This window comes from Variovorax sp. PBS-H4, from assembly GCF_901827205.1.
Taxonomy (GTDB): Bacteria; Pseudomonadota; Gammaproteobacteria; order Burkholderiales; family Burkholderiaceae_C; genus Variovorax.
On record NZ_LR594675.1, the window covers coordinates 4,207,216 to 4,231,781 of the forward strand.

Here is a 24,566-nt window from a genome sequence, read left to right on the forward strand (position 1 = left end):
GAAAGAGCTGTGCAGGCGCATCGTAGAGCGAGCCGGCCGAGCCGGTAAGCTCCCAAGGTGACAGCACCGCCCAAGGACACGCCCATGCCGCCTTTTCCCGATCTTGTCGCCGCGCCCCTTTCGGGCGTGCGCGTGCTGAGCCTTGCGCTCAACCTGCCCGGCCCCGCGGCCCTGATGCGCTGCCGCGCCATGGGCGCCAGCTGCCTGAAGTTCGAGCCACCCGGCGGCGACCCGATGGCCCACTACAACCAAGCCGCCTATGCCGCGCTGCACGAAGGCGTGACGATCGAGCCGGCCGACCTGAAGACCGAGGCCGGCCTGGCGCAGCTGCACCGGGCCCTCGACCAGACCGAAGTCCTGCTGACCTCCTTCCGCCCCTCCGCCCTCGCCAAGCTCGGCCTGGGGTGGGACGCGTTGCACGCCCGGCATCCCGCGCTTTGCCAGGTGGCAATCGTCGGCGCTCCTGGCGCGCGGGCCGAGGAACCCGGCCACGACCTCACCTACCTGGCCGAAAGCGGCTTGGTCACCGGCACCGAGCTGCCGCCGACCCTTTATGCGGACATGGGCGGCGCGCTGCTGGCGAGCGAGGCGGTGCTCAAGGCCGTGCTCTGCGCCCGCGGACAGCCGGGCACCGGCCTGTACCTCGAAGTTGCACTCAACGCCTCGGCCGACTGGCTCGCGCTGCCGCGCAGCTGGGGCCTGACGCGCCCGACGGGTGCCGTCGGGGGCGCCCACGCGGGCTACCGTGTCTACCCCTGCGCCGATGGCCGGGTGGCAGTGGCCGCACTGGAGCCCCATTTCGCGGCGCGGCTTTGCGAGGCGGCAGGCCTCGGCACCCAGGACATGATGGCGCCGGCAGCGCGCGCAGCCTTGGCCGACTGGCTGCGGACCCGCACGCGCGCCGAGCTTGAGGTCATGGCCCGCGAGCGCGATGTGCCGCTTCTCACGCTGGAACCCTGAGCCCGCCCCGCTGCGTTCGACTTCCGGCGCGATGCTCGCCCGCAGCGGGGCCAGTTTGAATCACAATCCCACTCGCGCTTTTCCCGGCAAGCTCTGCAACCCTCTTTCGTCATGACCGTGCAAGCCCCGCTGCTGAGTCCAGAGCACATCGCGATGATCGACAAGGGCGTCTCGGCCATCGTGGCCTCGCGCAACGCCGCCCACCGTCCCAGCCTGATGCGCGCAGTCGGCGCCGGCATTTCGGCCGACGGCGGCGAAATCACCGTGTACCTTTCGCGCAGCCAGTCGCGCCAACTGCTGCAGGATGTCGCCGCGACCGGGCAGCTGGCGGTGGTCTTCAGCGAGCCGTTGAGCCACCGCACGGTGCAGGTCAAGGCGAGGGCGGCACAACTGCGCGCGGCCGACGACAGCGACCTGCCCTGCCTGCGCCGCTACCTGGCCTCGATGGAACACGAGGTCGCCTGCGTCGGCTTCGACGCCGCATTCGTGCGCGCCATGCTGGCCTGCAGCCTTCAGGACATGGTGGCGATCCGCTTCGCACCCAGCGAGGCCTACGACCAGACGCCCGGCCCGCGCGCCGGCAGCGCGCTGCCGGCCGCATGAACGCCGCACCGTCCCTGCCCTCCATCCGCGCCTGCCTGGAAGGCGCGATCCCGGCCATGATGGCGACCTGCGCAGCGGACGGCACCCCGAATGTCGCCTACATCTCCCAGGTCTACTACGTGGACGAGCGCCACGTCGCGCTGTCGTTCCAGTTCTTCAACAAGACACGCCAGAACATCCTGGCCAATCCGCACGCAACCGTGCTCGTGATGGATCCGGTCACGGCCGTGTTCTACCGGCTCCAACTTCGCTACCTGCGCACCGAGACCGAAGGCCCGCTGTTCGAAGGCATGAAGGCGCAGTTGGCGGGCATCGCGTCCTATTCCGGCATGGCCGGCGTGTTCCGTCTGCTGGGCTCCGACATCTATGAGGTCGAGGCCATCGAACGCCTCGAAGGCGAATGCCTGCCTGCCGCGCCGCGCCCGGCCCTGCTGGCCGGGGTGCGCCGCGCGGCGGAACGCCTGACGGCCTGCGCTGCCACCGATGAGCTGCTGCAGGCCGCGCTCGCCGCGCTCAACGACCACCTGGACATCCGCCACGCGATGATCCTCGTGCTCGATGCGCCGGCACAGCGCCTCTACACCGTGGCCAGCTGCGGCTACGCGACTTCCGGCGTCGGCTCCGAGATCGAGATGGGCCACGGCGTCATCGGCATGGCGGCGCGCGAACGCACGCCAGTGCGCATCAGCCACATGACGAATGCAGCGGCCTACAGCCACGCGGTGCGCATCAGCCTGCGCGAGAGCCAGCCCGGCCTGGCGCTGGAGACCGAGATTCCCTTTCCGGGCCTGCCCGAGCCGCACAGCCAGTTGGCGGTTCCGATCCTTTCCACCGGCCGCTTGCTGGGCGTGCTGTTCGTCGAGAGTCCGCGGGACATGCGCTTCGCCTTCGAGGACGAGGACGCGCTGGTCGCCATCGCCGGGCACCTGGGGGCCGCACTGGACCTGCTCCACACCTCGGCCGAGCCGGCGCCGCCGGAGGAGCCGGCCGAAGCCGATACCCCTTTGGTGAGCGGCGCGCCGCTGCCGGTTCGCCATTACCTCGTCAACAACAGCGTGTTCGTGGGCGACAGCTACCTCATCAAGGGTGTCGCCGGCGCCATCCTGGGCAAGCTGCTGCGCGAGCATGCGCAACTCGGCCGCAGCGAGTTCACCAACCGCGAGCTGCGGCTGGACCCTGCCCTGCGCCTGCCCGACCTGTCGGACAACCTGGAGGCGCGCCTGGTCCTGTTGCAGCGTCGCCTGGCCGAGCAGTGCCCCGATATCCGCATCGAGAAAACCGGGCGTGGCCGCTTCCGCCTTCGCCTCGAGCGGCCGATCTCGCTCGACGAGATTCCAGCCTAGGCGTCAGGTTCCAGGCCAAGGCTGGCTGAGAGCTTGGCCCACTCCCGCGCCCCAAGATGCGGGCGCACCACCTCGAGCGCGGCCGCGAAGGCAGGTGCAGGGGCCTGCGCTCGCATGTCGGCCATCATCCCGGCGCGCTCGGCCGGGTTCATGAAGGGCACCAGCCAGCGCAGCGTGAACATCATCTCTTCCGGCGGGATGGAGGCGACCAGCGCGTCGTGGATCTCGGCCAGTTCGGCATCGGTGTAGCGCCCCCACAGCACCGCGTTGTGCGCCGTCTCCTCGACATGCATGTGCTCGAAGTTGTGGGCAATGAAAAGCGACAGGGCGCGGTAGAGCGCCAGCGTACCGGCGGCGCGGGCATCCGGCTCACACGCCAGGAGCGCGGTGGCCTGTGCAGCGAGCACGCCGATCTCTTCCTCGTGCTCTGCATGTTCGTGTGCGATCTGGCTGCTGGCGCCCGGCGCGCGGGCTTCCATGGCCTTGTGGACGAACTCGTTCTCGTGCCGCAGGTGCGAGCGGCAGAAGTCGAGCAGTTGCAGCACGCGCTGCGTGGCTTGCGCCAGTTCGAGCGTGTCCTCGAAATCCGCGCGCCCGAGGCCGAGCAGGGTGTCGGCCATCAGCGCGCGAAGCGCCTTGTGGATGCCGGCGTAGAGGTCGATGCGCGGTGCGGCGGCCACCTGGGCTACCTGGGCCACCTGGCGCATCTCGCGTTGATCAATGTTCATGGGGACTTTCTTCATAAGGCGGCCGCTGCACCATGCACCGGCCTGCTGGGGAAGAAGTCTAGAAACAGCGGTCCCGGGGCGCTGCTAAGAATTGCTTATGCGATCCCTCACGGAATCTTAAATTTGGTGCCTGCGCATGGGCGCATCGTCCTAGGCGAGCCCACCTAGAAACAGCACGCGCATCTTGTTGAGGCCCTGCCGGCTCGCTACGCTGGAGGCGGGGGCGGGATGCTCCCGCCCGGGAGAGCGCCATGTATGAACGCATACTCGTCGCCACCGATGGTTCCGAGCTTTCGGAACTTGCCGTGACCGCCTCGATCGACCTCGCCCTGTTGATGAACGCGGAGCTGGTCGCCGTCAAGGTGGTCCACCACTACCCTGCCGGCTACTTCGAAGGCTCGCTGCTGCTGAGCCAGATGGAGGTCCAGCGCCTGCAGCACCAGGCTGACGCCGAGGCCCAGCGCGTGGTCGACGCGGTCAAGGCCAAGGCAGACGCCCGAGGCGTGAAGGGCACACGCGCGGTCATCATGAAGTCGGAGCTGATCTCCGAGGCCATCATCGAAGCCGCGCGCGTCCACGAGAGCGACCTGATCGTGATGGCCTCGCACGGCCGCCGTGGCATCAGGCGCCTGTTGATGGGCAGCGAGACCCTGCATGTCCTGACGCATTCGCACACGCCGGTGCTGGTGCTGCGCTAGGGACCGGGCCTACGGCTTCCCGGTGTCACGCCGGCGGTCGGTGCGCTTGTGCTCGAGGTAGGTCGCGAGGTCGACCTCGTGCAGCTGCGCGGGGTATTGCTCGATCTCCTCGAACCAGCGGTGCAGCCGTTTGTCGGCGCGCTGCGGCGGCGGCGTGCCGAGGCCGTCCAGGTAGGCATCCAGGGCAAAGAAGTAGCGCATTGCGTTGCGCTCCGTCAGCCCTCGCAGGCCGCGGATGTAGTCGGGCTCGCCGCCCGGCGTCTTGCCGGTCACGGTGAAGCCCATCTTGTGGCTGCCGAAGGTCGCGAGGTAGGCCATGGTGGCCAGCCGCGCCACCATGTTGTGGTCGTAGGCGTAGCGGAAATGCAGGAACGTCTGGCGCTCGCCGAGCGGCACGGCCTCGAGCGTCACGCGGTAGTTGCTGGTGCCCAGCGGGCCGCTCTCGGCCGACAGCCTGACCTCGAGGTAGTCGCGGGAGGTTTCGACGACGCGATGCACGAAGCTGAGCTCGAAGGCGTCCTCCACCGGCTTGTCGTAGCGCGGCACCACGCTGAGCGTGAGGGTCTCGCCCTCGGGCTGCCGGCTGACCGGAGTGCCTTCGCCTGCGGCTGCGGTGCTATCGGCCTTCGGAGCGGCCGTGCGGCTCAGGCGGCAGCGGCGATTGTTGATGTGCAGCAGCAGCATCTCGCACCACTGCGCGCCGTCTGCGAGCGCGGCGCGCACCTGTTCCAGCGGGTGGTCGACCACCGCGTAGACATCGCCCTGGAGCCCGCTATCCGTCTCGGCCGACTCCAGGTGAACCGGCCGGCGCAGCGGACTGCTGGCGAGCTGGCCAGCGAGCTTGCGGTGCTGCTCGCGAAGTGAAGCCGCCGAGCCGGCGTCGGGCGGGGCTGCCCCGGCGCCGAGCGCGCAGGCGGCGAGCAACAGGCCGAGGCCCGCGCGAGACGCGAGGCATGGAAGGTGCGCTGGGTGCCGGCTCATGCACCACACCATACAGCCAGCGCGCCGACCGCGCCTGCACAATCGCGTCGGACTGCTCAGCGGCCCTTGCGCGCCAGCTTGGCGCGGCTGGCACCGGTCTCGCGTGGCGGCAGGCCGGTGTGCTGCGTCAGGATGCGGCCCTTGGCGGGCTTGACCGGCGGCAAGGCCACGGGCGTCGAATTCTTGCGGCGCGCGCTCTGGTAGCCGCCGTCGGTGAGCGGCTGGTAGGTCGGGATCAGGTGATGCTTGCCGTTGCCGATCAGGTCGGCACGGCCCATCTTCTTCAGCGCTTCTCGCAGCAGCGGCCAGTTGTTGGCATCGTGGTAGCGCAGGAAGGCCTTGTGCAGGCGGCGGCGCTTGTCGCCGCGCACGATGTCTACCGTCTCGCTCTCGCGCGTGATCTTGCGCAGCGGGTTCCGGTCGGTGTGGTACATCGCCGTGGCGGTGGCCATGGGCGAAGGGTAGAAGGTCTGGACCTGGTCGGCGCGAAACCCGTTCCTCTTGAGCCAGAGCGCGAGGTTCATCATGTCCTCGTCGCTGGTGCCCGGATGCGCGGCAATGAAGTACGGGATCAGGTACTGCTTCTTGCCGGCTTCCGCGCTGAACTTCTCGAACATCTGCTTGAAGCGATCGTAGCTGCCGATGCCGGGCTTCATCATCTTGGTGAGCGGACCCTGCTCGGTGTGCTCGGGCGCGATCTTGAGATACCCGCCCACATGGTGCTGCACCAGCTCCTTCACGTACTCGGGCGACTGCACCGCCAGGTCGTAACGCAGGCCCGAGCCGATCAGGATCTTCTTGATGCCCTTGAGCGCACGTGCACGCCGGTAGATCTTGATCAGCGGATCGTGGCTCGTATTGAGGTTGGGGCAGATGCCCGGGTACACGCAGCTGGGCTTGCGGCAGGCGGACTCGATCTCCGGGCTCTTGCAGCCGATGCGGTACATGTTGGCGGTGGGGCCGCCGAGGTCGGAGATGGTGCCGGTAAAGCCCTTGACGCCGTCGCGGATCGCCTCGACCTCCTTGATGATCGAATCCTCCGAGCGGCTCTGGATGATGCGGCCCTCGTGCTCGGTGATGGAGCAGAAGGTGCAGCCACCGAAGCAGCCGCGCATGATGTTCACGCTGAAGCGGATCATCTCCCAGGCCGGAATCTTGGTGGCGCCTTCGTGGCTGCCGTGCTCGTCGGCATAGCGCGGATGCGGGCTGCGCGCATAGGGCAGGTCGAACACGTGGTCCATCTCGGCGGTGGTGAGCGGGATGGGCGGCGGGTTGATCCAGACGTCGCGCGCCGTCGGACCCTCCCCATGGGCCTGCACCAGGGCACGGGCGTTGCCGGGGTTGGTCTCGAGGTGGAGCACGCGGTTGGCGTGGGCATAAAGCACGGGGTCGGCACGCACCTGCTCGTAGGAAGGCAGGCGGATCACGGAGCGCTCGCGCGGCGGAACCTTGACGCGCCCTTCGGGTACTGATCTCTCCCCCTCTGCCTTGCGCAGGGCCGGATTGGGAACGAAAAGGAGTGGCTTCGCCGCATCGCCACCCGCCTGCGCCTCTTCTTCTTTCGCGCAAGTCGCCCCATTCGCCTTCGCCTGCTCCGACACCATCAGGTACGGATTCACATGCGCCTCGACCCGCCCCGGCAGGTCTACGCTGGTCGAGTCGATCTCGAACCAGCCTTCGGGTGTCTCTCGCCGCACGAAGGCCGTGCCGCGCACGTCGGTGATCTGCTGTACCGGCTCCCGGGCCGCCAGGCGATGCGCGATCTCGACGATGGCGCGCTCGGCATTGCCGTACAGCAGCAGATCGCACTTGGCGTCCACCACGATCGAGCGGCGCACCTTGTCTTGCCAGTAGTCGTAGTGGGCGATGCGGCGCAGCGAGCCTTCGATGCCGCCCAGCACGATCGGCACGTCGCTCCAGGCTTCCTTGCAGCGCTGCGAATACACGATGGCCGCCCGGTCGGGCCGCCGGCCCCCGATGTCGCCGGGCGTGTAGGCGTCGTCGCTGCGGATCTTCCGGTCTGCCGTGTAGCGGTTGATCATCGAATCCATGTTGCCGGCCGTGACACCGAAGAACAGGTTCGGCCTGCCGAGCGCCTTGAAGGGATCGGCGCTCTGCCAGTCAGGCTGCGCGATGATGCCGACGCGAAAGCCTTGCGCCTCCAGCATCCGGCCGATGACCGCCATGCCGAAGCTCGGGTGGTCGACGTAGGCGTCGCCGGTGACGATCACGATGTCGCAGCTGTCCCAGCCCAGCGCCTCCATCTCGGCGCGCGACGTGGGCAGGAACCTGGCCGTGCCGAAGCGGGCTGCCCAGTATTTGCGGTAGCTGGTCAGCGGCTTGGCCGCGCGCGCGAAAAAGGAGACGTCGACGGGGGCGTTCATGTGGGAGGTAGCGGCAGGCAGGCCGCGGTGGCCCGGTTCGGGCAACCCGCGATTTTACGGGTCCGGGCTTGGCCGTGCCACGGGAAAGGCCAAGTCGCACCGACGGCTGCCGCCATCTTTACTTGCCTGGGTCAATCAATTAACTGACAATGGCATCCATGCCTGTCGATTCCCCCAGCTTGCCCGACGCCGCGGCCGTCAAGGCCGTGCGCCAGTTCAACCGCTTCTACACCCGCCGCATCGGCGCGCTGGACCCCTACCTGGGCAGCGACATGTCGCTCACCGACGTGCGGGTGCTCTACGAGCTGGCGCACCGCGAGCAGGCGGTGGCCAGCGAGATCGCCAAGGACCTGGGCCTGGACGGCGGCTACCTCAGCCGCATCCTGCGCCGCTTCGAAAGCGCCGGCTGGTTGGCGCGCGAGACGCACCCACGCGACGCGCGCCAGAGCCTGTTGCGCCTGACGGAGGCAGGCCACGCTGCCTTCGCCCCCCTGCAGCAGAAATCGCGCGACGAGGCCCAGGCCTTGCTTGCTTCGCTGACGGCACCGCAGCAACGCCAGCTGATCGATGCCATGCACACGGTGCAGGCGCTGATCGAGCCCGAAGCCAGCCCGCCTGCCAAGCCGCGCACGGCGGTGCTGCGCGATCCACAGCCGGGCGATATCGGCTGGGTGGTGCAGCAGCACGGCGAGGTCTACGCGCGCGAGTACGGCTGGAACAGCGAATTCGAGGCGCTCGTGGCCGAGATCGCGGGCGAGTTCCTGCGCAAGTTCCAGCCCGAATGGGAGCATTGCTGGATCGCCGAGCTCGACGGCGATCGCGTAGGCGCCGTGTTCCTGGTGCGCAAGTCGGCGACCGTCGCGCAGCTGCGCCTCCTGATCCTGACACCGCGGGCGCGCGGCCTGGGCCTGGGGGCACGGCTGACCGACGAGTGCATCACCTTCGCGCGCCGCAAGGGCTACCGGAAGATGGTGCTGTGGACCAACAGCTGCCTGCTGGCGGCGCGCGGCATCTACGCGGCGCGCGGCTTCAAGCTGGTCAAGTCCGAGCCCTACGAGGGCTTCGGCCAGCAGCTGGTGGGCGAGACCTGGGAACTGAAGCTCTAAGCACCCAGGCCGTACGCACTACTGCATGAACCAGCCGTGGCTCACCACCAGCGACTGGCCGGTCAGCGCATTGGTGGGGAAGGCGGCGAACAGCAGCGCGACGCGCGCCACATCTGCCGTGGTGGTGAACTCGCCGTCGACCGTCTCCTTGAGCATCACGTTCTTGATGACCTGCTCCTCGGTGATGCCCAAGGTCCTGGCCTGCTCCGGGATCTGCTTCTCGACCAGCGGCGTACGCACGAAGCCGGGGCAGATCACGTTGGCGCGCACGCCGTGCTTGGCGCCCTCCTTTGCCACGGTCTTCGCGAGCCCGATCAGGCCGTGCTTGGCGGTGACATAAGGTGCCTTCAGCAGCGAGGCCTCCTTGGAATGCACCGAGCCCATGTAGATCACGCTGCCGCCGCGGCCCTGCGCATACATGTGCTTGAGGCAGGCCTTGGTGGTGAGGAAGGCGCCGTCGAGGTGGATGGCCAGCATCTTCTTCCAGTCGGCGAAGCTGAACTCCTCGACCGGGTGCACGATCTGGATGCCGGCATTGCTGATCAGGATGTCGATACCGCCGAACGCGCGGGCGGCCTCCTCGACGGCCGCCTCGACCTGCTCTTCGCTGATGACGTCGACACCGACGCCGATGGCCTGGGCGCCGCTCTGCTGCAGCTCGGCAGCGGTGGCGTCGGCCGCCTGCTTGTTGAGATCGGCGATGACGACCTTGGCGCCTTCCTGCGCGAACAGGAGGGCGATCTCCTTGCCGATGCCGCTGGCTGAACCGGTGATGAAGGCGACCTTGTCCTTGAGTTGCATGGGGATGTCCTTTGATGATGGATAGAGGAGGACGGCGCGTGCAAGCCGCGCGCCGACGACGCAGCGTCGCTCACGAAACTTGGGCCAGGCTGACTGCTGTCCGCCTCATTGCGGCGCCGCCTGGACGGTGGGCACCCGCATCGGGTGCCGCACGCGCGGCTTGTCGGCCTCGGCGAGATCGAAGGTGGTCACACCGTTGACCTGCGCCGCGGCGCGCAGCAGTTCCGGGTGCTCCAGCGTGTTGCGGATGTCACGCAATCCGGCTTCCCAATGCTCGTCGACCGAGACACGGGAGAACTCGTAGTCCTTGGACTCGAGCTCGTAGGGCTTGTCGCGATAGATGAGGTGCACGATCTCGATCGGCTCGTGCGTGAGTTGCGCGCACACGGCGGCCACGCTGGCGTCCTTGCGCAGCGCGGCCGGCAGCTTGGCGATCAGGTCGGCCACGGCCTGCTGCAGGTTCATGTTCGAGGCCAGCGCGTCGGTGTTCATGCGGGTGCGGCTCGAATAGGTGATGTCCTTCTGCCGTTCCAGGGTCTCGGCCAGGGTGCGCGGCATGCTGCCGCGGGCGCTGAACAGGTCCACCTGCAGCACCATCAGCGGCTCGGTGCGCGGATGGGTGTCGAGCACGTACTGGAGCGGCGTGTTGGAGACGATGCCACCGTCCCAGTAGTCCTCGCCGTCGATGTGCACCGGTGCGAAGCCGGGCGGCAGCGCCCCGCTGGCCATGATGTGCTCGGGGCCGATGCGCTGCTGGGTGTTGTCGAAGTAGACCGAGTTGCCGCTGCGCACGTTGACGGCGCCCACGCTCAAGCGCATGTCGCAATCGTTGATGCGATCGAAGTCCACCAGCCGTTCGAGCGTGGATTTCAGCGGCGAGGCATCGTAGTAGCTCAGCACCGGAGCAGCGCCGCCGAGCAGCAGCACAGGGTTGTTGCGCGGCTTGAAGAAGCCAGGCACCCCGAACATCGCCGTCGAGTTGGCGCTCCACTGGTTGAAGAATGCGCGGTCGCCCCAGCCCGGCGGGAGCCGTTGCGCCGGACCCGAGGACAGGAGGTCCCAGAATTCGCGCAGGCGCGCGACGCGCAACTCCGGGGGATTGCCGGCGATCAGGGCAGCATTGATCGCGCCGATGGAGACACCGGCCACCCAGTCGAGCGCCTTGTGCTTCTCGTACACGCCGGCATAGACGCCGGCCTGGTAAGCACCGAGCGCGCCGCCGCCCTGCAGCACCAGCGCCTTCCTGGCAGTCGTGATGTCGACGCGGGAGCTGGAACGACGCGAGGCGGAACCGGGGATATTTTTGGAGGTCGTGGGGGAGCGCATGGGGTGATTGGACATCATGCGCCACCCCGACGCTCCATCCGGCCGAACGGCCGGTGCCTTACATCTTGGGCAGCAGCTGCCCCCTGATTTCGCCGTTCGGATTGGCCGCGGTATGGATGTTGGCGTACCACCGGCCGGCCATCAGGTCGGCGGCCTGGGCCGGGGTCAACGTGGCCTGGCCCTCGATGGGACTTGCAGGATTGGCGAAGGGCAGTACCACGCCCGCGTTCGCGCCGGCGGCGGCCGGGCCGTGGAAATGCGCTGCCGTGGCCGGGCCGCTCAGTCCGGTGTAGCTGATCTTGTACTTGAGGACATTGGTGTCCTTGTTAAGCCAGGCCTCGGCCAGGCCACTCCCGCGCGTCATGTTGGGCGGCACCTCGCTGGCGGCGTTCATGCTGCCGCTGAAGCTCGCCGTGTTGGACCTCGACATCATTCCGCAGCCCGCGAGGGCGGCCGTGGCCACGCCGGTCACGAGGGCGGCGCGCAAGAGGGTGGCAGTTCGGTTCATGAGCGGATCTCCATAGTTGTCGGAGTCGACAGCATAGGCAAGGCCGGAAACCGCGCTTGTCGGCCACGAGCCCGTTTTGCAGGAGCGGGCGATGGCATCATCCGGCGCATGACGACTGCTCCCCTGCCCTCCCTGCACGAGGTCGCCGCCTTCTGGCGCGACGCCGGTCCGGCCCGCTGGTTCGCGAAGGACGAGGCCTTCGATGCCGAGTTCAAGGCGCGCTTCGAAGCTGCGCATCATGCGGCCGCCACCGGTGCCCTCGACGCCTGGGCCAGCGAGGCGGAAGGCGCATTGGCACTGCTGGTGTTGCTGGACCAGCTCCCGCGCAACGCCTGGCGCGGCAGCGCCCACATGTTCGCGACCGACGGAAAGGCCCGGGCGATTGCACGTGCGGCCATCGAAGCCGGGCATGACCGGCAGGTCGACGATGTGCTGCGGCCCTTCTTCTACCTGCCTTTCATGCATTCGGAATCGCTGGAGGATCAGGATCGCTCGGTTGCGCTGAACGCCACGCTCGATGCGAACACGCAGCGCTTCGCGGTGCTGCATCGCGACATCATTGCGCGCTTCGGTCGCTTTCCGCATCGCAACCCGATGCTCGGGCGCGACACCACGGCGCAGGAGCAAGCCTTCCTGGACCAGGGCGGGTTCGCCGGCTAGCGGCCGGGTCCCTCGGGCTCGCGCGTGGGCGAGGACGAAGCGCCGGGCCGCTGCACGTGGCGCAGCGATCCGTACTTGTGCGCATACACCCAGGTGAACTCCGCCCCCAGCAGGAAGATCTGCGCGGAGTAGTAGACCCACACCAGCACCACCACCAGCGAGCCCGCGGCCCCGTAGCCCGAGGCCACGCCCGTCTTGCCGATGTACAGGCCGATGAGGTGCTTGCCGACCGTGAAGAGCAGCGCGGTCACCGCAGCGCCCACCCACACGTCGCGCCACTGCACGCGCACGCGCGGCATGATCTTGTAGATCATCGCGAAGGCCACCGTCACCATTGCGAAGCTGAAGACGAAGTTGACGGCCTGCGCCAGCGCGGCCCAGCCGCCGAACACCGGCGCCCACCATTTACCCAGCGCGGCCAGTGCCGCACTCGCCACCAGCGAGACCATCAGCAGGAAGCCGATGCCCATGATCATGCTGAAGGACAGCAGCCGCACGCGCAGCAGGTTGAACAAGCCCTTGCCGCTGTCGTGTGCGGGCGCGCGCCAGATGCGGTCGAGCGCGTCCTGCAGTTCGCCGAACACGGTGCTGGCGCCGAGCAGCAGCAGCGCCAGGCCGATCACGGTTGCAACAATGCCCTCCTTCGGCTTGTTGACGGCCTCCAGCATGCCCTGCACCGCACGCGCGCCCTGCTCGCCCATCAGGCCGGACAGCTGAATCATGATCTCGCCACGGGCAGCCTCCTGGCCGAAGACCAGGCCTGCGACGGAGATCACGATCAGCAGCAGCGGTGCCACCGAGAACACCGTGTAGTAGGCCAGCGCCGCGCCCATGCTCGGGGCGTAATCGGCCTTCCATGAAAGAACCGCCTGCTTGAAAAGGTCGAGGAGTGCGCGCACCTGCATGCTGCGAGTGTCGCAGCATGGGCGTGCGGGTGCGTCAGCGACATTCCGGCGTCTCGGCCGGACCGCGCTGCGACCATAATCGGGCGCGATGCATCCGGCCCCTCCCCTCGCGTCGCAATCCGACCGTCCGCAGCCCCGTTCCGTAGGCGACTTGTTTCTTTCCTTCACCTGGTTGGCGCTGCAGGGCTTCGGCGGCGTGCTCGCAGTCGTGCAGCGCGAGATGGTCGAAAAGAAGCGCTGGCTGACCGCGGACGAGTTCCTCGAGGACTGGGCAGTAGCCCAGGTACTGCCGGGACCCAACGTGATCAACCTTGCCCTGATGATCGGCGACCGGCACTTCGGACTGCGCGGCGCGATCGCCGCCGTGGCCGGCATGCTGGCCGTGCCGCTCGGAGTCATCCTGGTTCTGGCACTCTTGTACGCGCACTATGGCGGGAACCCGCAGGTTGCCGGCGCCCTGCGAGGCATGGGGGCGGTGGCCGGTGGGCTGATCGCGGCTACCGGTATCAAGCTGATCCCCGCCTTGCGGCGGCATCCGTTGGGCGTTGGCGTCTGCTTCGGCATCGTCGCGCTGGTCTTCGGCGCCATCGCCCTTGCGCGCATTCCGCTGGGCTGGGTGCTGCTGGTCGTCGGCGGTGCTGCCTGCGTGTGGACCTGGAAAAAGATAAAGACATGACCATCGTGATGCACTGGCACGACTGGCTCGGCTTGCTCGGCCAGTACCTGATGCTGTCGATGCTGTCGATCAGCGGCGCCATCACCACGGTGCCCGACATGCACCGCTACCTGGTCGACAGGCACGGCTGGCTGACGGACGCGCAGTTCAGCTCCTCGGTTGCGATCGCCCAGGCGGCACCGGGGCCCAACGTGCTCTTCGTCGCGCTGATGGGATGGAACGTCGGCGTCAACGCAGGCGGGGGCATCGGCGCCGGCCCGAAGGCCTGGGCACTGGGGCTGCTCGGCCTGGCCGTCACCATGACCGGCATCATGCTGCCGAGCACCACACTGACGTATGTCGCGACGCGCTGGGGCCACCGCAACCGCGAGCGGCGCGGGGTGCGCGCCTTCAAGCAGGGTATGGCGCCGGTGGTCGTCGGCCTGCTGATTGCCACCGGCTGGGTACTGACGGTCGGTAACCATGGCGGCAACGCGCCCGCATGGCACCTCTGGCTGCTGAGCGGGGTAGTGGCGTTTATCGTCTGGCGTACCCGCTTGCACCTGCTGTGGCTGCTCGGCGCCGGGGCGCTGCTGGGCGCCTTCGGCTTCGTCTGACTTCCCTGGAGCAAAACCCATGCAACTTCGCCCTCTCGGCCGCTCCGGCCTCCATGTTTCGCCCCTGGCATTCGGCGGCAACGTCTTCGGCTGGACGGTGGACGAGAAGCTTTCGTTCCGCCTGCTCGACGCCTGGCTCGATGCCGGCTTCAACTTCGTCGACACCGCCGACGTCTACTCCTCCTGGGTACCAGGTCACAGCGGCGGCGAGTCGGAAACGATCATCGGCAAATGGCTGCGCCAAAGCGGCAAGCGCAACCGGGTGGTGCTGGCGACCAAGCTCGGCAAGCCGATGGGTCCAGGCAAGGAAGGCCTGTCGCCTGCTTACATCCGCCAGGCCGTGGACGCCTCGCTCAAGCGCCTCCAGACCGATCACATCGACCTCTACCAATCGCACGACGACGACGCCGACACGCCGCTGGCAGACACGCTGGCGGCGTTCGCCGAGCTGATCACGGCCGGCAAGGTGCGCGCCATCGGCGCCTCGAACTACACCGCGCCGCGGCTGGCGGAGGCGCTGGAGGTGGCCGAGCGCGAGGGCCTGCCGCGCTACGAAAGCCTGCAGCCGCTCTACAACCTCTACGACCGCGCCGTCTTCGAAGAAGCGCTGGAGCCGCTGTGCCTCGAACGCGGCATCGGCGTGATCAACTTCTACGCGCTGGCGGCCGGCTTCCTGACCGGCAAGTACCGCAGCGAGGCCGATGCCGCCAAGAGCGCGCGCGGGGCCAGCACGACGAAGAAATACCTGAATCCGCGCGGCCTTCGCATCCTCGCTGCGCTGGACGAAGTCGCCGGCATGCACGGTGCGACACCGGGCCAGGTGGCGCTTGCGTGGCAGATCGCCCGCCCGGCCATCACGGCGCCGATCGCGAGCGCCACGTCGGTCCGGCAGCTTGAAGAATTGGCGGGCGCGGCGCAGTTGTCGCTCGCCGCCGAGGCGATCGCACTGCTCGACAAGGCCAGCGCCGAAACCGCACAGCAGCGGTAGGCGCCCGCCGACACGCGCTGGCGGCAGCAGCCGCGTGCATCGGGGGCAGTCGCATGGCGAGACTGGCCGTAACAACTCGAGCCGGAGAGAAAAACCATGTCTTTCGCCCTCTACATGATTGGCTTCCTTATTTTCCTGGCCGGCCTCGCCTGGGGCGCTTCGGTCGCCGGCGTTCCGACGCTCTACATCGGCATCGGCGCGCTGGTACTGCTCGGCATAGGCATCTTCAGCGCCGTCGGGCGCACGCGCAGCAAGGACCCTTCCTAGCCTTACCCGATCCAGCATTGCCGGGTCACGCTTGCAGGCGCACAACAGGGCGCCGTGGCGTGGCTCGAGACTGGCCACGCCTGCCAGCGCCCTTTCTCGCTTTCGCACCATGCCGGCGCACGCGGCACTTGAAATCCTCTGCAGGCGATCCCAATTCCTCCCCGGAAGTGCTGGAGGCGTCTCCGGCGCTCCGTCTGGTTCAACCGTATGGAGGTTTTCGCCATGTATCGATCCTTGTTTCCGCGCGACCTGTTCGCCGAGATGGATCGCCTGCAACGCGAAATGCAGCAGGCCTTTGATCTGTCTCCGAGCATCCGTGGTCTCGGACGCGGTGGGTTCCCCGCACTCAATGTCGGCGGCACGCCGCAGTCGATCGAGATCTATGCCTTTGCCCCAGGCCTCGATCCGTCCAAGATCGACGTCCAGCTCGACCGTGGCCTGCTGACCTTGGCAGGCGAGCGCTCGTCGACACTGCCGTCATCGGAGGACTCCAAGTCGACCGTGCACATCAATGAGCGCTTCTCAGGCAGCTTCCGGCGCACGCTGACCTTGCCGGACGATGCCGACCCGGAGGCCATCAAGGCCGACTATCGCAATGGCGTCCTGCACGTGACCGTCCAGCGACGTGCGTCCGCACAGCCGCGGCGCATCACGATCCAGTGAAAGGAGCAGCGACATGAACGACGTTGAGACTGTCCGCTCGAACACTCCTCCCTCCACCGTCGCCCGGAAAGACAGGCCGGGCTACAGCGAAGCGGCGCTGACGCCGCCCGTCGACGTGGTGGAGGACGCCACCGGGCTCACGCTGTACGCAGATCTTCCGGGCGTGTCAAAGGAGAAGCTCCATCTGCAGGTGGAGTCCGGAACGCTCACCATCGATGCAGAATCGGACCTGGGCGTGCCGGAGACGCTGCAGTCGAGCCACACGGAAGTTGGCCTTGCGCGCTTTCACCGGGTCTTCACCTTGAGCAAGGAGCTCGACACCGAGAAGGTTTCGGCCGAGCTGGCGCAGGGGGTGCTGACCCTGCGCATTCCCAAGGTGGCCCAGGCGCAACCGCGGCGCATCGAGATCGCGGTGAGCTGAACGGCGCGCTGGCTTGGCACCCATCCGGACCGCAGAGCCGCCCGGAGGGGTCCTGCTGAGAGTTAAGCTGTCGCACGTTCCGTGGTCAGAGAAGAACAGAGCGAGGAATGCAGGCAATGAACGATGACGGCGAGGTCAGGCGCTTCGTTTACGAGGCGTGGGAGGTCCGCGTGTGCCTGAATGCAGTGGCGGTCGAAGGGCAGGCCTCGGGCCATGCGGATCTGTGGCGCGATGGAGAGCACAAGTGCCGCGTTGCCTTGACCGGCCGTTTTGACGACGCCACGAGTGCCTCCGATGCGCTGGAGCGCAAGGCGAAGGCCTGGGTCGACGACTGGAAGGCCCGCGATCACTCCGGTGAGACGGGTTTCACCAGCCTGTGATCAGCCGGTGCTGCGCTGCCGCATCGCCTCGTAGAGGCAGACCCCGCTTGCCACGGACACATTGAGGCTCTCCACCGCGCCCGCCATCGGGATGCGCACCAGTTCATCGCAGGTCTTGCGCGTGAGCTGGCGCATGCCCTCGCCTTCGGCGCCCAGCACCAGCGCGAGGGGCCGCCGCAGATCGCTCTGGTAGAGCGTCCCCGGTGCATCGTCGCTGGTGCCCACGCACCAGATGTTGCGCTCCTTCAGCTCGTTCAGCGTGCGTGCCAGGTTGGTCACCATGAAGTAAGGCACCGTCTCGGCGGCACCGCTTGCGACCTTGGCCACGGTGGCGTTGATGCCGGCCGCATGGTCCTTCGGCGCGATCACCGCATGCACGCCGGCACCGTCGGCCACGCGCAGGCAGGCACCCAGGTTGTGCGGATCGGTGACGCCGTCGAGCACCAGCAGAAGCGGCATCGTGCCGGCCGCCTCGAGGTCTTCGAGGAGTTCGTCGAGAGAACGGGTCTGGGCGATTGGCTGCACCCGCGCGGCGACGCCCTGGTGGCCATGGCTGCCGCTGAGCTTGGCAAGTCGCAATCCGTCGGCCTCGATCAATCGCACGCCGGCCTCCTGCGCGCGAGTGACGAACTGGCGCATGCGCGCATCGCGCCGGCTGGCGTCGAACAGCACCTCGATCACCGATTGCGGCGCGGTCTTGATGCGCACGCCCACGGCATGAAAGCCGAAGATCACTTTGGGAGAAGACATGGCGGGATTATCGAGCCCGCCCCGCCGGCGACTCAGACGCCCTGGTCGCGCTGGTCGTCCGAGCCGACGCGCCCGGCTTCGATGGTGATGCGCCGCTCGCACCGGGAGGCAATACCGCGGTCATGCGTGACCAGCACGAGCGTGGTGCCCAGTTCGCGGTTGAGGTCGAACATCAGACGCATCACCTGCTCGCCGGTGGCGAAGTCGAGGCTGCCGGTGGGCTCGTCGGCCAGCAGCAGCGCCGGCTGGACGACGAAGGCGCGGGCCAGCGCAACACGCTGCTGCTCGCCGCCGGACAGCACCTTGGGATAGTGGTTGAGACGCTGGCCGAGGCCGACGCGCCCCAGCATCTCCGTCGCCGCCTTGCGCGCATCGCGGCGGTCGGCCAGCTCGAGGGGCAGCATCACGTTCTCGAGGGCGCTGAGATTGCCCAGCAGCTGGAAGCTCTGGAACACGAAGCCGACCTTGCGGGCCCGGAGCGCGGCACGCTCGTCTTCGTCGATGGCGAACAGGTCCTCGCCAGCCAGCTTCACGGTGCCTCGCGTGGGCGTGTCCAGCCCGGCGACGATCGACAGCAGCGTGCTCTTGCCCGAGCCGGAGGCGCCGACGATGGCGGCGGTCTCGCGCTCGCCCAACGTGAAGTCGATGTCCTGCAGAATATCCAGCGTGCCGGCTGAGTCGGTGACCGACTTGAAAACGTGTTCGACGGCGACAATGGCTGCGGGTGGGATCGACATTGAAAAGGGTTTGCGCGTGGTGAATCGACGTCACTTTATCTTGACCGGCACCGTGGCCGGTTTCGCGGGGCATTGGCCGATGGCGCAGGCCCAGGCCAACGCCGGCGGCAAGCCGGTGATCCTGGTCGTCGGGACTCGCTTTCCGCCGAGTACGGCCTCAAGCGTGGCGAAGGGTGGGTGCCGTTGCTTGAAAAGCGGCTGGCCGAACAGAAGATCGACGCCAAGGTCGTGAACGCCAGCATCAGCGGCGACACCACCGCTGGCGGCCGGGCGCGATTGGCGGGACTGCTGGCGCAACACAAGCCGACACACGTGGTGCTCGAGCTGGGCGGCAACGATGCGTTGCGCGGACTGCCGCTTGCCGGCACCGAGGACAACCTCACCCAGATGACCAAGGCGGCACAGGCCGCCGGTGCCCACGTGCTGCTCGTCGGCATCCAGGTGCCGCCGAATTACGGCAGCGACTACACGCGGCGCTTCGAAGCGATCTTCACGAAGGTGGCCAGCAGCACCAAGGCGGCGTTGGCGCCCTTCCTGCTCAAGGGCGTGGCCGATGGTCCCGAAGCGGCGACACTGTTCCAGCCCGATCGGATCCATCCCACGGCCGCCGCTCAGCCTCGCATGCTCGACAACGTGTGGCCGGTGCTGCGCCGACTGCTTCCACCCAAGTGAGAGGGAGGCGACAGCCATCAAAAAAGCCGCTGCAGGCATGGCCTGCGGCGGCTTTTTTCCACTGATCGGGGTGCCGAGCGGTGTCGGAGCGGCTCAGCCGTCCTTGGTCGGCAGATCCGGCACGGTAGGCGGATCGCGTTCCAGCGAGGCGACATCGGTCTCGGGGTCGCCCGGCGCCAGGCCTTCGCTGCTGGGGTTCAGCTTGCGAGCGGCTTTTTCGCGCGCTTTCTCTTCCTTCTTCTTCTTCTTGGCCAACTCCTTCTGACGCTTCTCGTAGCCGTAGTTCGGTGTTGCCACGTGTACTCCTTCCTGAAAGGCAGTCCCGGTGACTGCGCGTGCCCCACTGTACGCGATAACCGGGCCGGTTCAGAGGGCTGCGAAGGCCTGCTCCAGGTCGGCGCGCAGGTCGTCGGCGTCCTCGAGTCCGACCGAGAAGCGCACCAGCGTGCCCTTGTACGGCCAATGCGCCACGCCCGGGTCGCGCATCAGGCCGATGTCATAGGGCACGACCAGGCTGATCGGTCCGCCCCAGGAATAACCGAGCCGGAACAGCTTCAGGCTGTCGCAGAAGCGGTCGACCTGGGCGGCGCTGTAGCGCTCATCGAACACGACCGAGAACAGCCCGGCTGCCAGATCGGTGGCGCCGCACAGCCGCAGCCAATGCGCATGACCGGGCGAGCTTTCGAGCGCGGGATGAAGCACCTGCGCGATCTCGGCGCGGTCAGCGAGCCAGCGGGCCAGCATGCGTGCAACGCGGTCGTGCGCCTCGTAGCGCAGCGCGATGGTGGGCAACGAGCGCAGCAGGGTCTCCACGTCACCGACACCGACGCCGAAGCCCATCCGCATGTGGCTGAGCTTGAGGGCGCGGTGCAGCCGATCGTCGCGCGTGACGACACTGCCCATCAGCAGGTCCCCGCCGCCGCTCGGGTACTTGGTGAGCGCCTGAATCGAAATATCCACGCCCTGCCCGCTGCCGTTGAAGTCGAAAGGCGCAAACGCAAGGCCCGCGCCCCAGGTGTTGTCCAGGGCCGTGAGCACACCGCGGACACGGCAGGCCGCGACCAGTGCCGGCAAGTCCGGGAACTCCATCGTGACCGAGCCCGCCGCCTCCAGCCATACGAGCCGGGTTCGCTCCGAGAGCTTGGCCGCGAGATCGGCCGGGTTCATCGGGTCGTAGAGCCGGTGCGTGACGCTGAAGTTGGCAAGCTCGCCGCTGCACAGCGCCTTGCTCGGGCCGTAGGCGTTGTCCGGGAGCAGCACCTCGTCGCCGGTCTTCAGGAAGGCAAACGCCACCAGCGCGATCGCCGCCAGGCCGCTGGAAGTCAACAGGCATTCGGTGCCGCCTTCCAGCGTGGCGAGCCGTTCCTCGAGGGTGAAGGTGGTGGGGGTGCCGTGCAGGCCGTAGGTGTAGCCTGCCTTGGTCTTCCAGTCGCGCGCGCGCATGGCCGCGACATCGGCGAAGAACACGGTCGACGCCTTGTAGACGCCCGGCTGCGGCGCGGCGAAATTCGCGGGGGGCTTGTAGGGGTGGTGGATCAGGTCGGTGATGGACTTGGGCATGTCGCCATGCTAGTCGACGCCCGCCCGCTGGCACCCCACAATGACGCCTGCTGCCCACAGGAGACCCGGATGGCCATCCATGAACTCTTTGCCTACCTCTGCGTGAACGACAGCGCCAAGGCGATCGCCTGGTACGGCGAGGTCTTCGGCGCGACCGAAAAATTCAGGCTCACCGAACCCAGCGGCCGCATCGGCCATGCCGAACTCGACCTCGGCGGTACCACGCTGATGCTGGGCGACGAATTCCCCGAGTACGGGATCCGTGGGCCCGCGAGCGTTGGCGCCACCTCGGTGACGATCCACCTGCACGTGGACGACGCCGATGCAGTGGTCGACCGCGCGCTGAAAGCCGGCGCGACGCTACAGATCGAGGTGCAAGATCAGTTCTACGGCGAGCGCTCGGGATCCTTTCGAGACCCCTTCGGCCACCGCTGGAACATCGGCCACAGCATCGAACAGCTGTCGCCCGAGGAGATGCAGCGGCGCTACACCGAGCTGCTGAAGCAGCAGTGAGGCCCCGCCCTCCTCAGACCGACCATTTCTCGATCAGCTTCTCGGCGCCGAGCGAGTCGTATCCCTCGAACGGCTGGTGGATCCAGGGGTTGGTGGCCAGGTACTCGACCGAGTAGTCGGGCGTGAAGGTCGACAGCGCCTTGGTCCAGATGACGGCGCTGCGCAGCTCGCTGATCGGTGCGTAGTTGCTCTTGAGCATCTCCACCACCGCGTGCAGCGTGTGGCCGGAGTCGGCCAGGTCGTCCACCAGCAGCACGCGGCCTGCAATTTCGCCCTTCGGCGTGGTGATGTAGCGCGCGATGTCGAGGTGGCCCTGGACGGTGCCGGCGTCTGCCCGGTAGGAGCTGGTCGACATGATGGCCAGCGGCTTGTCGAAAATGCGCGACAGCACGTCCCCCGGCCGCATGCCACCGCGTGCCAGGCACAGGATGGTGTCGAATTGCCAGCCCGACTGGTGCACCTTGATCGCGAGTTTCTCGATCAGGTTGTGGTACTCGTCGTAGCTCACGTAAAGGTGTTTGCCGTCTTCAGTCAGCATGGGAAACCGTCTCCTCTCGGTGGGTCGTTCGTCGTTCAATCTGCCAGGTAGGGATGCCGCATCATGATCGTGTGATCGCGGTCCGGGCTGGTCGACACCATGTGGATCGGCACGCCGGTGACCTGCTCGATGCGCTGAAGGTAAAGCCGCGCGTTGACCGGCAGCTTGTCGTACTGCGTGACGCCCACGGTGCTTTCGGTCCAGCCTTCGAGCTTCTCGTAGACGGGGGTGCAGCGCTCGATCTCGTCGGCGCCCAGCGGCAGGATGTCGGTGTACTCGCCATCGAGCTCGTAGCCAGTGCACAGCTGCAGTTCCTTCAGCCCGTCCAGCACGTCGAGCTTGGTGATGCACAGGCCGGAAAGCCCGTTGACCTGCGCGGAACGCTTGAGGAGCGCGGCGTCGAACCAGCCGCAGCGGCGGCTGCGGCCGGTGGTCACGCCCTTTTCGGCGCCAACGGTGCTCAGGTGCCAGCCGACGGTGCCGGGCTTGTCCCATTCGAGCTCGGTCGGGAAGGGCCCGCCGCCGACGCGCGTGCAATAGGCCTTGGTGATGCCGAGGATGTAGTGCAGCATGCCGGGACCGACACCCGCGCCAGCCGCGGCGTTGCCGGCCACGCAATTGCTGGAGGTCACGTAGGGGTAGGTGCCGTGGTCCACATCCAGCAGCGTGCCCTGCGCGCCCTCGAACAGCAGGTTGGCGCCCGCGCGATTGGCGTCATTGAGCTCGCGCGAGACGTCGGCCATCATGGGCTTGAGCAGTTCCGCGTGGCGCATGGCCTCGTCGTAGACGGCATCGAACTCGATCGCCGGCGCACCCAGCACCTGGGTGAGCACGTGGTTGTGCAGTTCGAGCAGCACGCGCAGCTTGGCGGCAAAGCGCTCCGGGTGCTTCAGGTCCTGCACACGCAGGGCCCGGCGCGCGATCTTGTCCTCGTAGGCCGGGCCGATGCCGCGGCCGGTGGTGCCGATCTTTTCGACACCGCCCTTTTCGCGGTAGGCTTCGCGCGCAATGTCCAGCGCTGCATGGACAGGCAGGATCAGCGGGCAGGCCTCGCTGATGCGCAGGCGCGAACGCACCTCGACCCCGGCTTTCTCCAAGCCCTCGATCTCTTCGAAGAGCTTGGCCGCCGACAGCACCACGCCGTTGCCGATGTAGCACTTGACGCCGGGCCGCATGATGCCGCTCGGGATCAAGTGCAGCGCCGTCTTCACGCCGTTGATGACCAGTGTGTGGCCCGCGTTGTGACCGCCCTGGAAGCGCACGACTCCCTGTGCGCTCTCGGTCAGCCAGTCAACCAGTTTGCCCTTGCCCTCGTCGCCCCATTGGGTGCCGACGACGACGACGTTTCGTCCGGTGGTAACGCTCATGATGCTTCGCTCTTCAATTCAGATGGCTTGGACTTTCCACTGCCCGCCCTGCGCGATCAGCTCGCGGTCGCAGTGGAATTCGTCGATTTCGCTCTCGTGGCCGGGCAGGACGCAGACCACGGTCTCGCCCCGGCTGCGCAGCGCCGCGATGGCTTCGCCGAGCCCCGGGGCGTCGCTCCAGGGCGCGCGGATCGCGGCACGCAGGGGGCGCACCGGCAGCACGCCCACGAGTTCGCGCACGTCGAGGCTGAACCCGACCGCCGGGCGATTGCGCCCGAACACCGCACCCACCTCGTTGTAGCGCCCGCCGCGTACCAGCGCATCGCTGGCGCCTTCGGTGTAGATGCCGAAGCGCATGCCGCTGTAGTAGGCATAGCCCCGCAGGTCGGCCAGGTCGAAGCTCACGCGTGCGCCATCGAGCCGCCTCGCCAGTTGCTTGAGGTCGGCGAGCGCCTGGCGCATGCTGGCCGTGTCGGGGAGAACGTTGGCAGCCTCCTCGAGCACCGCTGCATCGCCGTAGAGATGCACCAGTGCAAGCAGGCCCTCCCGCGAAGCGGCGGGGAAGCCCGCGGTGAGCTCGCGCAAGCCACTGGCGTCCTTCGCGGCAAGAGCGGTATGGACGCGCGCAATGGCCTCCGCATGGGTCGGGACGCCGGCGAGCAGGGCACGCACGATGCGCGCATCGGCCAAGTCGACGTTGACGGGATTCGTCACGCCGGCCGCACGGAGGCAGTCGAGTGCGAGGCGCAGCACCTCGGTGTCGGCCTCGAGCCCGTCATGCCCGTAGATCTCGGCGCCGAACTGGAGCGGCTCGCGGGTCGCGTGCGGACGGTCGGGCCGGGTGTGCACCACGGGGCCGCAATAGCAGAGGCGGGCCACACCGCGCCGGTTGAGCAAGTGGGCATCGATGCGTGCGACCTGGGGCGTGGTGTCGGCGCGCAGCCCCATGCTGCGCCCGGACAGCTGATCGACCAGCTTGAAGGTCTGCAGGTCCAGGGCCTCTCCGGTACCGGACAGCAGGGACTCGAGATGCTCCAGGAGCGGCGGCATCACCAGCTCGTAGCCGTAACCACGGGCGGTGTCGAGCAGCTGGCGTCGAAGTTCTTCGATGTGACGCGCCTCGGAGGGCAGCACATCGGCAATGTGATCCGGGAGGACCCAGGCGGACATGGGGAGCGAAGGCGTGGTTAAAACCGGATTCTACCGGGCCACCAGAGCCCCTAACCCCGCAAACCCAGAGACTCAGGCCAGGACCCAGAGCAGAAAGAGGCCCAGCACAATGCTGCACAAGCCGAAGAAGCGCAGCTGCCCGTCCCTCAATTGCATGAGCTGGCCGAAGCCGCGCCGCCAACCGCCGGGCGACACGAAGGGCAGGATGCCCTCGATCACCAGCACGAGCGCCAGCGCGCTCCAGAACGTCTCTGCGCTCACGCCC

General features: G+C 67.6%; 29 protein-coding genes and 1 pseudogene. 15 read left to right on the plus strand and 15 right to left on the minus strand.

Going from position 1 to position 24,566, the window contains the following annotated elements:
* Positions 1–84 precede the first annotated feature (84 nt).
* The 3 genes from E5CHR_RS19945 (at position 85) to E5CHR_RS19955 (ending at position 2,906) form a co-directional block, all read left to right on the plus strand.
* Positions 85–960 carry a CoA transferase gene (locus E5CHR_RS19945; RefSeq protein ID WP_162581450.1) on the plus strand — a complete coding sequence of 292 codons (876 nt, stop codon included), beginning with the start codon at positions 85–87 and terminating at the stop codon, positions 958–960.
* 111 nt (positions 961–1,071) lie between these two features.
* Positions 1,072–1,563: a hypothetical protein gene (locus tag E5CHR_RS19950; protein WP_162581451.1), complete on the plus strand. Its 492-nt coding sequence runs from the start codon at positions 1,072–1,074 to the stop codon at positions 1,561–1,563.
* On the plus strand, positions 1,560–2,906 hold the full coding sequence (locus tag E5CHR_RS19955) for a GAF domain-containing protein (protein ID WP_162581452.1): 1,347 nt from the start codon (positions 1,560–1,562) through the stop codon (positions 2,904–2,906). The genes E5CHR_RS19950 and E5CHR_RS19955 overlap by 4 nt, the downstream gene beginning before the upstream one ends.
* Here E5CHR_RS19955 and E5CHR_RS19960 read toward each other — a convergent pair.
* Positions 2,903–3,634, minus strand: coding sequence for a hemerythrin domain-containing protein (locus E5CHR_RS19960; protein ID WP_162581453.1), 732 nt, complete (start codon positions 3,632–3,634; stop codon positions 2,903–2,905). The genes E5CHR_RS19955 and E5CHR_RS19960 overlap by 4 nt on opposite strands.
* Positions 3,635–3,885: 251 nt before the next feature.
* Here E5CHR_RS19960 and E5CHR_RS19965 point away from each other — a divergent pair, with 251 nt between their 5' ends.
* The gene (locus E5CHR_RS19965; protein ID WP_162581454.1) at positions 3,886–4,332 is read left to right on the plus strand and encodes a universal stress protein; all 447 of its coding nucleotides are present in this window, start codon (positions 3,886–3,888) and stop codon (positions 4,330–4,332) included.
* A 9-nt stretch (positions 4,333–4,341) separates the two neighbouring features.
* On the opposite strand, the gene E5CHR_RS19970 is transcribed toward E5CHR_RS19965, so the two are convergent.
* Together E5CHR_RS19970 and E5CHR_RS19975 are read right to left on the minus strand one after the other, a co-directional pair.
* Complete coding sequence (locus E5CHR_RS19970) at positions 4,342–5,313, minus strand: hypothetical protein (protein ID WP_162581455.1); 972 nt, start codon at positions 5,311–5,313, stop codon at positions 4,342–4,344.
* Between the two features lie 56 nt (positions 5,314–5,369).
* Positions 5,370–7,697, minus strand: a complete 2,328-nt coding sequence (locus E5CHR_RS19975; RefSeq protein ID WP_162581456.1) for a YgiQ family radical SAM protein — start codon at positions 7,695–7,697, stop codon at positions 5,370–5,372.
* 149 nt (positions 7,698–7,846) lie between these two features.
* On the opposite strand from E5CHR_RS19975, the gene E5CHR_RS19980 reads away from it, so the two are divergent.
* The gene (locus E5CHR_RS19980; protein WP_162581457.1) at positions 7,847–8,803 is read left to right on the plus strand and encodes a bifunctional helix-turn-helix transcriptional regulator/GNAT family N-acetyltransferase; all 957 of its coding nucleotides are present in this window, start codon (positions 7,847–7,849) and stop codon (positions 8,801–8,803) included.
* A gap of 18 nt (positions 8,804–8,821) precedes the next feature.
* On the opposite strand, the gene E5CHR_RS19985 is transcribed toward E5CHR_RS19980, so the two are convergent.
* The 3 genes from E5CHR_RS19985 to E5CHR_RS19995 form a co-directional block, all read right to left on the minus strand.
* Positions 8,822–9,604 carry a 3-hydroxybutyrate dehydrogenase gene (locus E5CHR_RS19985; protein ID WP_162581458.1) on the minus strand — a complete coding sequence of 261 codons (783 nt, stop codon included), beginning with the start codon at positions 9,602–9,604 and terminating at the stop codon, positions 8,822–8,824.
* Between the two features lie 105 nt (positions 9,605–9,709).
* Positions 9,710–10,945: a DUF3734 domain-containing protein gene (locus tag E5CHR_RS19990; RefSeq protein WP_232062309.1), complete on the minus strand. Its 1,236-nt coding sequence runs from the start codon at positions 10,943–10,945 to the stop codon at positions 9,710–9,712.
* 43 nt (positions 10,946–10,988) lie between these two features.
* Positions 10,989–11,438: a CHRD domain-containing protein gene (locus E5CHR_RS19995; protein ID WP_162581459.1), complete on the minus strand. Its 450-nt coding sequence runs from the start codon at positions 11,436–11,438 to the stop codon at positions 10,989–10,991.
* Between the two features lie 108 nt (positions 11,439–11,546).
* On the opposite strand from E5CHR_RS19995, the gene E5CHR_RS20000 reads away from it, so the two are divergent.
* Positions 11,547–12,098: a DUF924 family protein gene (locus E5CHR_RS20000; RefSeq protein WP_162581460.1), complete on the plus strand. Its 552-nt coding sequence runs from the start codon at positions 11,547–11,549 to the stop codon at positions 12,096–12,098.
* Here E5CHR_RS20000 and E5CHR_RS20005 read toward each other — a convergent pair.
* Positions 12,095–13,003 (minus strand): YihY/virulence factor BrkB family protein, encoded by a 909-nt coding sequence (locus tag E5CHR_RS20005; protein ID WP_162581461.1) that lies wholly within the window; start codon positions 13,001–13,003, stop codon positions 12,095–12,097. The two genes, E5CHR_RS20000 and E5CHR_RS20005, sit on opposite strands and share 4 nt — an antisense overlap.
* Positions 13,004–13,091: 88 nt before the next feature.
* Between E5CHR_RS20005 and E5CHR_RS20010 the strand changes: the two genes are divergently transcribed.
* The 7 genes from E5CHR_RS20010 (at position 13,092) to E5CHR_RS20040 (ending at position 16,994) form a co-directional block, all read left to right on the plus strand.
* Positions 13,092–13,679: a chromate transporter gene (locus tag E5CHR_RS20010; RefSeq protein ID WP_162581462.1), complete on the plus strand. Its 588-nt coding sequence runs from the start codon at positions 13,092–13,094 to the stop codon at positions 13,677–13,679.
* Positions 13,676–14,275 carry a chromate transporter gene (locus E5CHR_RS20015; RefSeq protein WP_162581463.1) on the plus strand — a complete coding sequence of 200 codons (600 nt, stop codon included), beginning with the start codon at positions 13,676–13,678 and terminating at the stop codon, positions 14,273–14,275. Before E5CHR_RS20010 ends, E5CHR_RS20015 begins: the two co-directional genes overlap by 4 nt.
* Positions 14,276–14,294: 19 nt before the next feature.
* Positions 14,295–15,263, plus strand: a complete 969-nt coding sequence (locus tag E5CHR_RS20020) for an aldo/keto reductase (RefSeq protein ID WP_162581464.1) — start codon at positions 14,295–14,297, stop codon at positions 15,261–15,263.
* A gap of 96 nt (positions 15,264–15,359) precedes the next feature.
* The gene (locus E5CHR_RS20025) at positions 15,360–15,530 is read left to right on the plus strand and encodes a SoxR reducing system RseC family protein (RefSeq protein WP_162581465.1); all 171 of its coding nucleotides are present in this window, start codon (positions 15,360–15,362) and stop codon (positions 15,528–15,530) included.
* Positions 15,531–15,752: 222 nt separating this feature from the next.
* Complete coding sequence (locus E5CHR_RS20030) at positions 15,753–16,193, plus strand: Hsp20/alpha crystallin family protein (protein WP_162581466.1); 441 nt, start codon at positions 15,753–15,755, stop codon at positions 16,191–16,193.
* Positions 16,194–16,206: 13 nt separating this feature from the next.
* Positions 16,207–16,614 carry an Hsp20/alpha crystallin family protein gene (locus tag E5CHR_RS20035; RefSeq protein ID WP_162581467.1) on the plus strand — a complete coding sequence of 136 codons (408 nt, stop codon included), beginning with the start codon at positions 16,207–16,209 and terminating at the stop codon, positions 16,612–16,614.
* A 116-nt stretch (positions 16,615–16,730) separates the two neighbouring features.
* Positions 16,731–16,994 (plus strand): hypothetical protein, encoded by a 264-nt coding sequence (locus E5CHR_RS20040; protein ID WP_162581468.1) that lies wholly within the window; start codon positions 16,731–16,733, stop codon positions 16,992–16,994.
* Here E5CHR_RS20040 and rlmB read toward each other — a convergent pair whose 3' ends face one another.
* Together rlmB and E5CHR_RS20050 are read right to left on the minus strand one after the other, a co-directional pair.
* Complete coding sequence (rlmB, locus tag E5CHR_RS20045; RefSeq protein WP_162581469.1) at positions 16,995–17,744, minus strand: 23S rRNA (guanosine(2251)-2'-O)-methyltransferase RlmB; 750 nt, start codon at positions 17,742–17,744, stop codon at positions 16,995–16,997.
* A gap of 32 nt (positions 17,745–17,776) precedes the next feature.
* Positions 17,777–18,481, minus strand: coding sequence for an ABC transporter ATP-binding protein (locus E5CHR_RS20050; protein WP_162581470.1), 705 nt, complete (start codon positions 18,479–18,481; stop codon positions 17,777–17,779).
* Between the two features lie 79 nt (positions 18,482–18,560).
* On the opposite strand from E5CHR_RS20050, the pseudogene E5CHR_RS20055 reads away from it, so the two are divergent.
* Positions 18,561–19,153, plus strand: a pseudogene (locus E5CHR_RS20055) (arylesterase).
* Between the two features lie 93 nt (positions 19,154–19,246).
* Here E5CHR_RS20055 and E5CHR_RS20060 read toward each other — a convergent pair.
* Positions 19,247–19,450: a hypothetical protein gene (locus tag E5CHR_RS20060; RefSeq protein WP_068685948.1), complete on the minus strand. Its 204-nt coding sequence runs from the start codon at positions 19,448–19,450 to the stop codon at positions 19,247–19,249.
* Between the two features lie 69 nt (positions 19,451–19,519).
* Positions 19,520–20,713: a PLP-dependent transferase gene (locus E5CHR_RS20065; RefSeq protein ID WP_162581472.1), complete on the minus strand. Its 1,194-nt coding sequence runs from the start codon at positions 20,711–20,713 to the stop codon at positions 19,520–19,522.
* 69 nt (positions 20,714–20,782) lie between these two features.
* Here E5CHR_RS20065 and E5CHR_RS20070 point away from each other — a divergent pair, with 69 nt between their 5' ends.
* Positions 20,783–21,226 carry a VOC family protein gene (locus E5CHR_RS20070; RefSeq protein WP_162581473.1) on the plus strand — a complete coding sequence of 148 codons (444 nt, stop codon included), beginning with the start codon at positions 20,783–20,785 and terminating at the stop codon, positions 21,224–21,226.
* Positions 21,227–21,239: 13 nt separating this feature from the next.
* Here E5CHR_RS20070 and E5CHR_RS20075 read toward each other — a convergent pair whose 3' ends face one another.
* The 4 genes from E5CHR_RS20075 to E5CHR_RS20090 all read right to left on the minus strand — a co-directional run bounded on the left by E5CHR_RS20075 (position 21,240) and on the right by E5CHR_RS20090 (position 24,562).
* The gene (locus tag E5CHR_RS20075; protein ID WP_162581474.1) at positions 21,240–21,764 is read right to left on the minus strand and encodes a phosphoribosyltransferase; all 525 of its coding nucleotides are present in this window, start codon (positions 21,762–21,764) and stop codon (positions 21,240–21,242) included.
* 35 nt (positions 21,765–21,799) lie between these two features.
* A complete protein-coding gene (locus tag E5CHR_RS20080) occupies positions 21,800–23,131 on the minus strand; it encodes an adenylosuccinate synthase (RefSeq protein WP_162581475.1) in 1,332 nt (443 codons plus the stop codon).
* 18 nt (positions 23,132–23,149) lie between these two features.
* The gene (locus tag E5CHR_RS20085) at positions 23,150–24,301 is read right to left on the minus strand and encodes an ATP phosphoribosyltransferase regulatory subunit (RefSeq protein WP_162581476.1); all 1,152 of its coding nucleotides are present in this window, start codon (positions 24,299–24,301) and stop codon (positions 23,150–23,152) included.
* 72 nt (positions 24,302–24,373) lie between these two features.
* Complete coding sequence (locus E5CHR_RS20090) at positions 24,374–24,562, minus strand: DUF2065 domain-containing protein (RefSeq protein ID WP_162581477.1); 189 nt, start codon at positions 24,560–24,562, stop codon at positions 24,374–24,376.
* Positions 24,563–24,566 lie beyond the last annotated feature (4 nt).

Excerpts from the sequence above, each read along its gene's own strand:
- E5CHR_RS19945 (WP_162581450.1), top strand. The coding sequence starts at position 85 with ATGCCGCCTTTTCCCGATCTTGTCGCCGCGCCCCTTTCGGGCGTGCGC.
- E5CHR_RS19950 (WP_162581451.1), top strand. The coding sequence starts at position 1,072 with ATGACCGTGCAAGCCCCGCTGCTGAGTCCAGAGCACATCGCGATGATC.
- E5CHR_RS19955 (WP_162581452.1), top strand. The coding sequence starts at position 1,560 with ATGAACGCCGCACCGTCCCTGCCCTCCATCCGCGCCTGCCTGGAAGGC.
- E5CHR_RS19960 (WP_162581453.1), bottom strand. The coding sequence starts at position 3,634 with ATGAACATTGATCAACGCGAGATGCGCCAGGTGGCCCAGGTAGCCCAG.
- E5CHR_RS19965 (WP_162581454.1), top strand. The coding sequence starts at position 3,886 with ATGTATGAACGCATACTCGTCGCCACCGATGGTTCCGAGCTTTCGGAA.
- E5CHR_RS19970 (WP_162581455.1), bottom strand. The coding sequence starts at position 5,313 with ATGAGCCGGCACCCAGCGCACCTTCCATGCCTCGCGTCTCGCGCGGGC.
- E5CHR_RS19975 (WP_162581456.1), bottom strand. The coding sequence starts at position 7,697 with ATGAACGCCCCCGTCGACGTCTCCTTTTTCGCGCGCGCGGCCAAGCCG.
- E5CHR_RS19980 (WP_162581457.1), top strand. The coding sequence starts at position 7,847 with ATGGCATCCATGCCTGTCGATTCCCCCAGCTTGCCCGACGCCGCGGCC.
- E5CHR_RS19985 (WP_162581458.1), bottom strand. The coding sequence starts at position 9,604 with ATGCAACTCAAGGACAAGGTCGCCTTCATCACCGGTTCAGCCAGCGGC.
- E5CHR_RS19990 (WP_232062309.1), bottom strand. The coding sequence starts at position 10,945 with ATGTCCAATCACCCCATGCGCTCCCCCACGACCTCCAAAAATATCCCC.
- E5CHR_RS19995 (WP_162581459.1), bottom strand. The coding sequence starts at position 11,438 with ATGAACCGAACTGCCACCCTCTTGCGCGCCGCCCTCGTGACCGGCGTG.
- E5CHR_RS20000 (WP_162581460.1), top strand. The coding sequence starts at position 11,547 with ATGACGACTGCTCCCCTGCCCTCCCTGCACGAGGTCGCCGCCTTCTGG.
- E5CHR_RS20005 (WP_162581461.1), bottom strand. The coding sequence starts at position 13,003 with ATGCAGGTGCGCGCACTCCTCGACCTTTTCAAGCAGGCGGTTCTTTCA.
- E5CHR_RS20010 (WP_162581462.1), top strand. The coding sequence starts at position 13,092 with ATGCATCCGGCCCCTCCCCTCGCGTCGCAATCCGACCGTCCGCAGCCC.
- E5CHR_RS20015 (WP_162581463.1), top strand. The coding sequence starts at position 13,676 with ATGACCATCGTGATGCACTGGCACGACTGGCTCGGCTTGCTCGGCCAG.
- E5CHR_RS20020 (WP_162581464.1), top strand. The coding sequence starts at position 14,295 with ATGCAACTTCGCCCTCTCGGCCGCTCCGGCCTCCATGTTTCGCCCCTG.
- E5CHR_RS20025 (WP_162581465.1), top strand. The coding sequence starts at position 15,360 with ATGTCTTTCGCCCTCTACATGATTGGCTTCCTTATTTTCCTGGCCGGC.
- E5CHR_RS20030 (WP_162581466.1), top strand. The coding sequence starts at position 15,753 with ATGTATCGATCCTTGTTTCCGCGCGACCTGTTCGCCGAGATGGATCGC.
- E5CHR_RS20035 (WP_162581467.1), top strand. The coding sequence starts at position 16,207 with ATGAACGACGTTGAGACTGTCCGCTCGAACACTCCTCCCTCCACCGTC.
- E5CHR_RS20040 (WP_162581468.1), top strand. The coding sequence starts at position 16,731 with ATGAACGATGACGGCGAGGTCAGGCGCTTCGTTTACGAGGCGTGGGAG.
- rlmB (WP_162581469.1), bottom strand. The coding sequence starts at position 17,744 with ATGTCTTCTCCCAAAGTGATCTTCGGCTTTCATGCCGTGGGCGTGCGC.
- E5CHR_RS20050 (WP_162581470.1), bottom strand. The coding sequence starts at position 18,481 with ATGTCGATCCCACCCGCAGCCATTGTCGCCGTCGAACACGTTTTCAAG.
- E5CHR_RS20065 (WP_162581472.1), bottom strand. The coding sequence starts at position 20,713 with ATGCCCAAGTCCATCACCGACCTGATCCACCACCCCTACAAGCCCCCC.
- E5CHR_RS20070 (WP_162581473.1), top strand. The coding sequence starts at position 20,783 with ATGGCCATCCATGAACTCTTTGCCTACCTCTGCGTGAACGACAGCGCC.
- E5CHR_RS20075 (WP_162581474.1), bottom strand. The coding sequence starts at position 21,764 with ATGCTGACTGAAGACGGCAAACACCTTTACGTGAGCTACGACGAGTAC.
- E5CHR_RS20080 (WP_162581475.1), bottom strand. The coding sequence starts at position 23,131 with ATGAGCGTTACCACCGGACGAAACGTCGTCGTCGTCGGCACCCAATGG.
- E5CHR_RS20085 (WP_162581476.1), bottom strand. The coding sequence starts at position 24,301 with ATGTCCGCCTGGGTCCTCCCGGATCACATTGCCGATGTGCTGCCCTCC.